Consider the following 6,492-nt stretch of genomic DNA (forward strand, 5'->3'; position numbering starts at 1 on the left):
TACAACTACCTGATGGAAAACTATCCGAAAGGCAACTGCCCGTATCCGGTGGTAAAAATAACGCAGTACCCGGTTCCCAAAAAATTGTTGCTGAAACTGGAAAAAGAGTGCGACGAACTGCTGGTGGTGGAGGAAGGTTACCCGCTGGTGGAAGAGTTGCTCACCGACTTTTTCGGGAAAGGAACCAAGGTTTCCGGCAGGTTGAACGGAGCGCTTCCACGCCGGGGCGAACTGAATCCTGACCACCTGGCCAAAGCATTGGGCAAAGAGCTGGAAGAACCGCTGCAAATGCCGGATACGCTGGTTGGCCGGCCACCGTCACTGTGTGCAGGCTGCGGCCACCAGGACACTTACGAAGCCTTAAACGAAGTACTTGCCGAAGTGGGCAACGGGCGTGTTTTCTCCGACATCGGCTGTTACACGCTGGGAGCGCTGCCGCCATACAACACCATCAACACCTGCGTGGATATGGGCGCATCCATCACCATGGCCAAAGGCGCTGCCGATGCCGGACTGACTCCTGTATTTGCCGTGATTGGCGATTCCACATTCACCCATTCCGGAATTACCGGGCTGCTCGACTGTGTGATTGAAAAATCGAATGTGAACATCCTGATTGTAGATAACGAAACCGTGGCCATGACCGGCGGACAGGATTCGTCGGCCAAAGGACGGATAGAAAAAATCTGCGAAGGGGTGGGCGTTGCCCCGGAGCACATCCGGCTGTTTGTGCCGCTGAAAAAGAACCACGAAAAAATCGTGAGAATCATTCGCGAAGAAATGGCATTTGAAGGTGTTTCGGTGATTATCGGGCGCAGGGAATGTGTGCAACGCGTTACAAAAATGAAGAAGTTGAACAAAGCAAAAAAACAGGCATAACATGAAGACAGACATTATACTGGCAGGCGTGGGCGGACAGGGAATTCTTTCCATTGCCGCTTCTCTGGGCGCCGCCGCCCTAAACGAAAATTACTACCTGAAACAGGCCGAAACGCATGGCATGAGCCAGCGCGGGGGCGCTGTGGTGTCGCACCTACGCATTGCCGACCACCCCATTTATTCCGACTTAATTCCTCTGGGCAGCGCCGACCTCATTCTGTCGGTTGAACCCATGGAATCGTTGCGCTACCTGCCATATCTTTCGCCACAGGGAAGCCTGGTAACCAACACGGCCGAGTTTGTAAATATTCCCAACTACCCGCAGTTGGAAAAAACCTTTGATGAACTCAGTAAAAAAATCAACATCATCCGCATCGATGCCGACCAGATTGCCAAAGAAACCGGCAATCCAAAAGCCTCCAACATGGTGATGCTGGGCGCCGCCTCGCCATTTATTGCAATTAACGAGGAAATCATCGTCAAAGGCATAAAAACCATTTTCAAAACCAAAGGCGATAAAATTGTGGAAATGAATATTGAAGCTTTCAAAGCCGGACGGGCCTTTTCACTCAGCAAAAGTTGAATTGTAGTTTTCCCAGAAAATTAAAATCTCTCACATTTAGAAATTCCAAATTCTTATGAAAAACACTGGCTGAAACCTGAGGAGAAATAAAAATTTCACAAAAAAATAAACCAGACTAAGCCATGTTGTTTAAATCCCAACTTCAAAACAATCGAAAAAAAATACCAGTAAAACCTGATGAATTTAAACTAAAAAGTTACTTACTCCGGTCATTTATTCATTCCATTTTGTATTTTAGACTTTTTATTGATTCAAACAGGTTTTCGATTTCAAAAAACACAAAATGACTGACAAAAAAGTATTTGTTTCCGGCTGCTTCGATCTGCTGCACAGCGGACACGTAGCATTCTTTAAGGAAGCTTCGCAATATGGCGATGTATATGTGGGATTAGGTTCAGATAAAACCATTGAAGAGCTAAAAGGCCGCCCAACAGTAAACAGTGAACAGGAAAGGCTTTATATGGTAAAAGCTGTTCGCCACGTGAAAGATGCGTTCGTGAATTCAGGAAGCGGTATCATGGATTTTGAAACCGATTTGCAACGTCTTCAACCCGATATTTTTGTGGTGAATGAAGATGGCTATTCCCCGGCAAAAAAATTACTTTGCGAAGAAATGGGCATTGAGCTGAAAGTGTTGGAACGCATTCCTGACGCCGGTTTGCCGCCACGCTCCACTACCTCAATACGAAGTTCGGGCGTATGCATACTCCCCTACCGTATTGATCTTGCGGGCACCTGGATAGACCAGCCCTATGTGTCGAAATTTCACCCAGGCTGGGCCATCACACTCTCGCTGGAGCCTATTATAGAATACAACGAAAGGTGCGGAATGAGCACATCAACACGCAATGCTGCAAAAAAAATATGGCCTCACACTTTGCCATTGGATAAACCAGAAAAGTTGGCTGAAATGCTGTTTAAATTTGAAAACAATCCTGGGTCGCAAATCATATCCGGCGCGCAGGATTCCATTGGTATTTGCATGCCCGGGTTGGTAAGGCATTATTACGATAATGCCTTCTGGCCGTTAAAAATTGAATCGGTGCACGACGACAATATTCTCGACTGGCTTGAAGAACATATTTACATGGTATTGCTCTGGCCACGTCCTCAGGGTCTCGATTTGCTTGGAAACACCAACATCAACACCGAAAATGTAAAAAGGCTTGCCGTTGCAGCAGAACAGGCATGGGATGCGATCCTGAAAAAAGACCTTAAATCATTTGCAACTGCCTATCTCGATTCATTTAACGCTCAAACCACATTGTTCCCTTCCATGATGAACCCGGAAATTGAAAAGGTAATTGACAGTTACAAACACGAAGCGCTTGCATGGAAACTTGCGGGTGCCGGGGGTGGCGGTTACTTAATTCTGGTGGCCGAAAAACCAATACGCGGCGCCATGAATATCAAAATCCGAAGGAAAGATTCGGGGATTTAATAAAAAACATCAAAATCAAAAAAATGAACGATTATAAACACCGTTTAATTATTTTCTCCGGTCCCTCATGTGTGGGCAAAAGCCCGCTTGCCAAGGCGCTGGCAAGGTTTTATCCTGAATTGCACAGTCAAATGCAACCTCTGGTTTTGTATAACAGTCGGGCTGCCCGTCCGGGTGAAACCAACGGTGTGGATTACCATTTTCGTCCGCGTGCAGAAATTGAAAAGCTGAAAGAACACGACCATTTTGTAGTGATGGATGTGCGCGGCGATTTGCAGGCGCTCGATTTGCAGGAATTAAAAGAAAACCTGGAAAAAGGCGACGTGCTTTTTGAAGGAAACCCTTTTGTGGGTAGGGTTTTGCAAACACATCAGGCCCTGGAAGGAATCAACCGGCTAAGCGTTTTTATGTCGCCGGTTTCCAAAGAGGAAATCCGGTATTTAAAATCGGCTCATCCTGCCGTTTCGCTGCCTGAGTTGATTACCGATGTGCAACGCCGTAAACTGCTACGCCGTACCCGCAAACAAAAGGGAGAACTGTCGCTCAAAGACCTGGAGAACATTGAAAAACGGGCAGGCAGCGCTTTCCGCGAACTGCAGGATGCATACCATTTTCAGTATGTGATTCCCAACCACGACGGCGAAGACAGCGAAAACTGGGATGCCTTTTACTACCCACTGGGAGATGCCCGCAAATCGTTACTGACTTTTGCTGCGTTGCTGAAAGAAGAAAATACTGATTACACGGAGAAGTGGGAAGAAAATATATTTGAATAAACCCACAAAATCACGAATAAAAACTCTAATATAGGCGTAATTTCAGGAATTTAATTCCTAAATTTACGCCTATATTTATTTCTTATAAAATGAAAAACAGAAAAATTGGGACACTGATTGAAAAAAGGAAGCATTCTAAAACAGGAAGGATAATCGTGTTCACTGGTGCAAGACAAACCGGAAAAACGACCCTTTCCCGCAGATTATTTCCTGAATACAAGTATGTCTCCATTGAAGACCCTGTAATGAGAAGCCAGTACGCAGCGCTTACTGCGGGTGAGTGGGTAAGCCATTATCCTCTTGCAGTTTTAGACGAGGTGCAAAAGGAACCCAAATTAATAGAAAGCATTAAATCAGTGTATGATCAATACATTGAACCAAGGTATGTTTTACTCGGTTCGAGTCAGTTTCTACTCCTCGAAAAGGTAAAAGAAAGCCTGGCCGGCAGATGTTCCATTTTCGAACTGTTTCCACTTACCTTGCCGGAAATGATTACAAAAAATTGGGATGAACCGGTTCAGGATTCTTTTTTTCAGCAAATATTAAAAAACAACATCAGTGAAATTAAACCACCTTCCTCCTTTCTGTTGGATGAGGACTACACAAAAAAGAAACAGGCATGGGACTTTTACCAGAAATTTGGCGGATATCCGGCAGTTTCAGATAGCGAACTGGATGATGAAGAGAAGTATGACTGGTTACAAAACTATGTAAAAACCTATCTTGAACGGGACATCAGGGATTTGGCATCATTTCGGGATTTGGAACCAATTATAAAACTTCAGCGTTTTCTGGCGCTAAATACCGCTACTTTGCTGAATGCTTCATCTATGGCCGCTCAAACAGGCATAACAGCAAAAACAGTTCAACGGTATATCCACTATTTTGAGCTAAGTTATCAGGCCATCCTTTTACAGGCGTGGTCACGAAACAAGACCAAACGTCTGGTAAAAACACCTAAAATTCACTTTTTAGATAACGGAATTGTGCAGGCTATTTTACAAAAAAAAGGTGGTTTAACTGGTCCTGAATTTGAGAGTTTGGTTGTTGCTGAGCTTTACAAACAGGCAAAATCAATAAATGCACAGGTTTCATTTTATCACCTTCGCACACACGATGGAAAAGAGGTTGATTTGCTGATTGAATTGCCTGAGGGATATTTAGCATTCGAAATAAAACTGGGTGAAAAAATAAGGAAACTGGATGCCAAGCACCTTATGGACCTCGAAACAATTCTTGATAAACCTTTATTGCACGGATTTCTCCTGTCGAATGACAATAAATTCCACCAATTGGCGGCAAATGTAACTAGTATGCATGCAGCCAGCTTCCTGGGTTAAATCTTAATTCACCTAAACTTCTCCACCCTTTCGTCCTCAATCACGCCCTGCCAGTTCAGTCCGAATGCAAAATCATAGCTATTTCCTTCGGAGTCGACATAGGGTTCCATGTCGCGCGGTGTGTCTTCAAACTGTTCATCCACAGTTTGCATGCTGGCCGGCATTTGGAACGGCAGCAATGCCGATGGTTCGGATGCTCCGGTTAAAATATCAAGTACCGCCTGGTCGCTCACCCCGAAATGTACCAGAATGGCATCGGCATTTTCTTCAAACTCCGCCATCACCATCGGATTGGAAACATCAATAATGGCAATCACCGGTTTGGCTCCTATTCTGGCTTTGGTTTCGTTTACCATTTTCAGGTCGTAACTGTTGGCGGTGGTACCGGTTTTCCCTTTGTAGGAACGGTTGGTAAAATCCTCGAACGGACTTCCGCCGGCCAGGCTCACTTCGCGGGCATGAGTAGCCACGTATGATTCATATTGAAGGTTAATGGGTACATAACCATTCCCGCCATTTTCCAAATCCTCCAGCAAATAACCTGTTCCTCCCTGCGGACTGTCCATAAAAACCAGCGCCACATCAGCCTTTTCAGGAGTTTCCACCCAATCAAAATATTTTTCAATCATTTCCCGGCTGGCAGCGTCTTCCCAACGTTCCGGCGTTTGCTGTCCGAACCAGTTGGTAGCCGCCGGATGATATTTTTGAGGAACATACACTTTCAACTGTTTTTGCAACGGGAGTGTATTTTCCTTGTTTTTAAGCATCACTACCGAACGCAACTGTGCTTCGTAACCGGCTTTCATAAATTCAGGATTGCCCACCAGCTCTTCGGTTTCGGCCACATCGAGGTACGGATTTTCAAACAACCCCGTGCGGAAAATATTTCGCAGCAACCGCACAGCCGATGTTTCAAACCGCCGGCGCATAAATTCTTCACCGTGCTCTTCCACACCCATTTGGTAAGCCTCCAGTACAGGTCCCATGTCGTTGTTTCCACCAAACTGGTCCATACTCGCCATCAGCGCTTTGTAATGGCGTTCGGCCACCGACAATTCTTCCACTCCCCAGCTTTTCCCGCGGAACTCATGCACATTAGCTGCATCACCTGTAATACCCCAGTCGGTGCACAAAACGCCATCATAACCGTATTTTCCGCGCAACAAATCCTCTATGATGTATTTACTGAATGCATTTCCCAAGTTTTCACCGTAAACCGTATCGATGTTCCACGAAATGGTGTAGTATGGCATCACCGCCGAAGCCATTCCTGTGGGGCCATCCAGCTTAAAAGCTCCTTCGGTAAAGGGTCTCAGATGGTCCTGCAGCCGGTTCCCCGGGTAAACGGCATAAGCGCCGTAACCAAAATGGCCATCGCGGCCTCCCTCTTCGGGACCACCTCCCGGCCAGTGTTTCACCATAGCATTCACACTATGAAATCCCCATCCGCCCGAAATATGTGCATCGCCTTGC

General features: G+C 45.8%; 6 protein-coding genes. 5 read left to right on the forward strand and 1 reads right to left on the reverse strand.

Going from position 1 to position 6,492, the window contains the following annotated elements; all coding sequences use genetic code 11:
- The 5 genes from ACESMA_RS20985 to ACESMA_RS21005 form a co-directional block, all read left to right on the forward strand.
- Positions 1-879: thiamine pyrophosphate-dependent enzyme (locus tag ACESMA_RS20985; RefSeq protein ID WP_372950838.1), on the forward strand; the 879-nt coding region annotated here is incomplete at its 5' end.
- A 1-nt stretch (position 880) separates the two neighbouring features.
- Positions 881-1,462, forward strand: a complete 582-nt coding sequence (locus ACESMA_RS20990) for an indolepyruvate oxidoreductase subunit beta (RefSeq protein WP_372950839.1) — start codon at positions 881-883, stop codon at positions 1,460-1,462.
- 283 nt (positions 1,463-1,745) lie between these two features.
- Positions 1,746-2,903: an adenylyltransferase/cytidyltransferase family protein gene (locus ACESMA_RS20995; RefSeq protein ID WP_372950840.1), complete on the forward strand. Its 1,158-nt coding sequence runs from the start codon at positions 1,746-1,748 to the stop codon at positions 2,901-2,903.
- A gap of 23 nt (positions 2,904-2,926) precedes the next feature.
- Positions 2,927-3,679 (forward strand): hypothetical protein, encoded by a 753-nt coding sequence (locus ACESMA_RS21000; RefSeq protein ID WP_372950841.1) that lies wholly within the window; start codon positions 2,927-2,929, stop codon positions 3,677-3,679.
- Between the two features lie 89 nt (positions 3,680-3,768).
- The gene (locus ACESMA_RS21005; protein ID WP_372950842.1) at positions 3,769-5,019 is read left to right on the forward strand and encodes an ATP-binding protein; all 1,251 of its coding nucleotides are present in this window, start codon (positions 3,769-3,771) and stop codon (positions 5,017-5,019) included.
- Between the two features lie 8 nt (positions 5,020-5,027).
- Here ACESMA_RS21005 and ACESMA_RS21010 read toward each other — a convergent pair.
- Positions 5,028-6,492: glycoside hydrolase family 3 C-terminal domain-containing protein (locus ACESMA_RS21010; RefSeq protein WP_372950843.1), on the reverse strand; the 1,465-nt coding region annotated here is incomplete at its 5' end.

The sequence above is a fragment of the Mariniphaga sp. genome (genome assembly GCF_041687215.1).
Lineage (GTDB): Bacteria > Bacteroidota > Bacteroidia > Bacteroidales > Prolixibacteraceae > Mariniphaga.

Excerpts from the sequence above, each read along its gene's own strand:
- ACESMA_RS21005 (WP_372950842.1), top strand. The coding sequence starts at position 3,769 with ATGAAAAACAGAAAAATTGGGACACTGATTGAAAAAAGGAAGCATTCT.
- ACESMA_RS20995 (WP_372950840.1), top strand. The coding sequence starts at position 1,746 with ATGACTGACAAAAAAGTATTTGTTTCCGGCTGCTTCGATCTGCTGCAC.
- ACESMA_RS21000 (WP_372950841.1), top strand. The coding sequence starts at position 2,927 with ATGAACGATTATAAACACCGTTTAATTATTTTCTCCGGTCCCTCATGT.
- ACESMA_RS20990 (WP_372950839.1), top strand. The coding sequence starts at position 881 with ATGAAGACAGACATTATACTGGCAGGCGTGGGCGGACAGGGAATTCTT.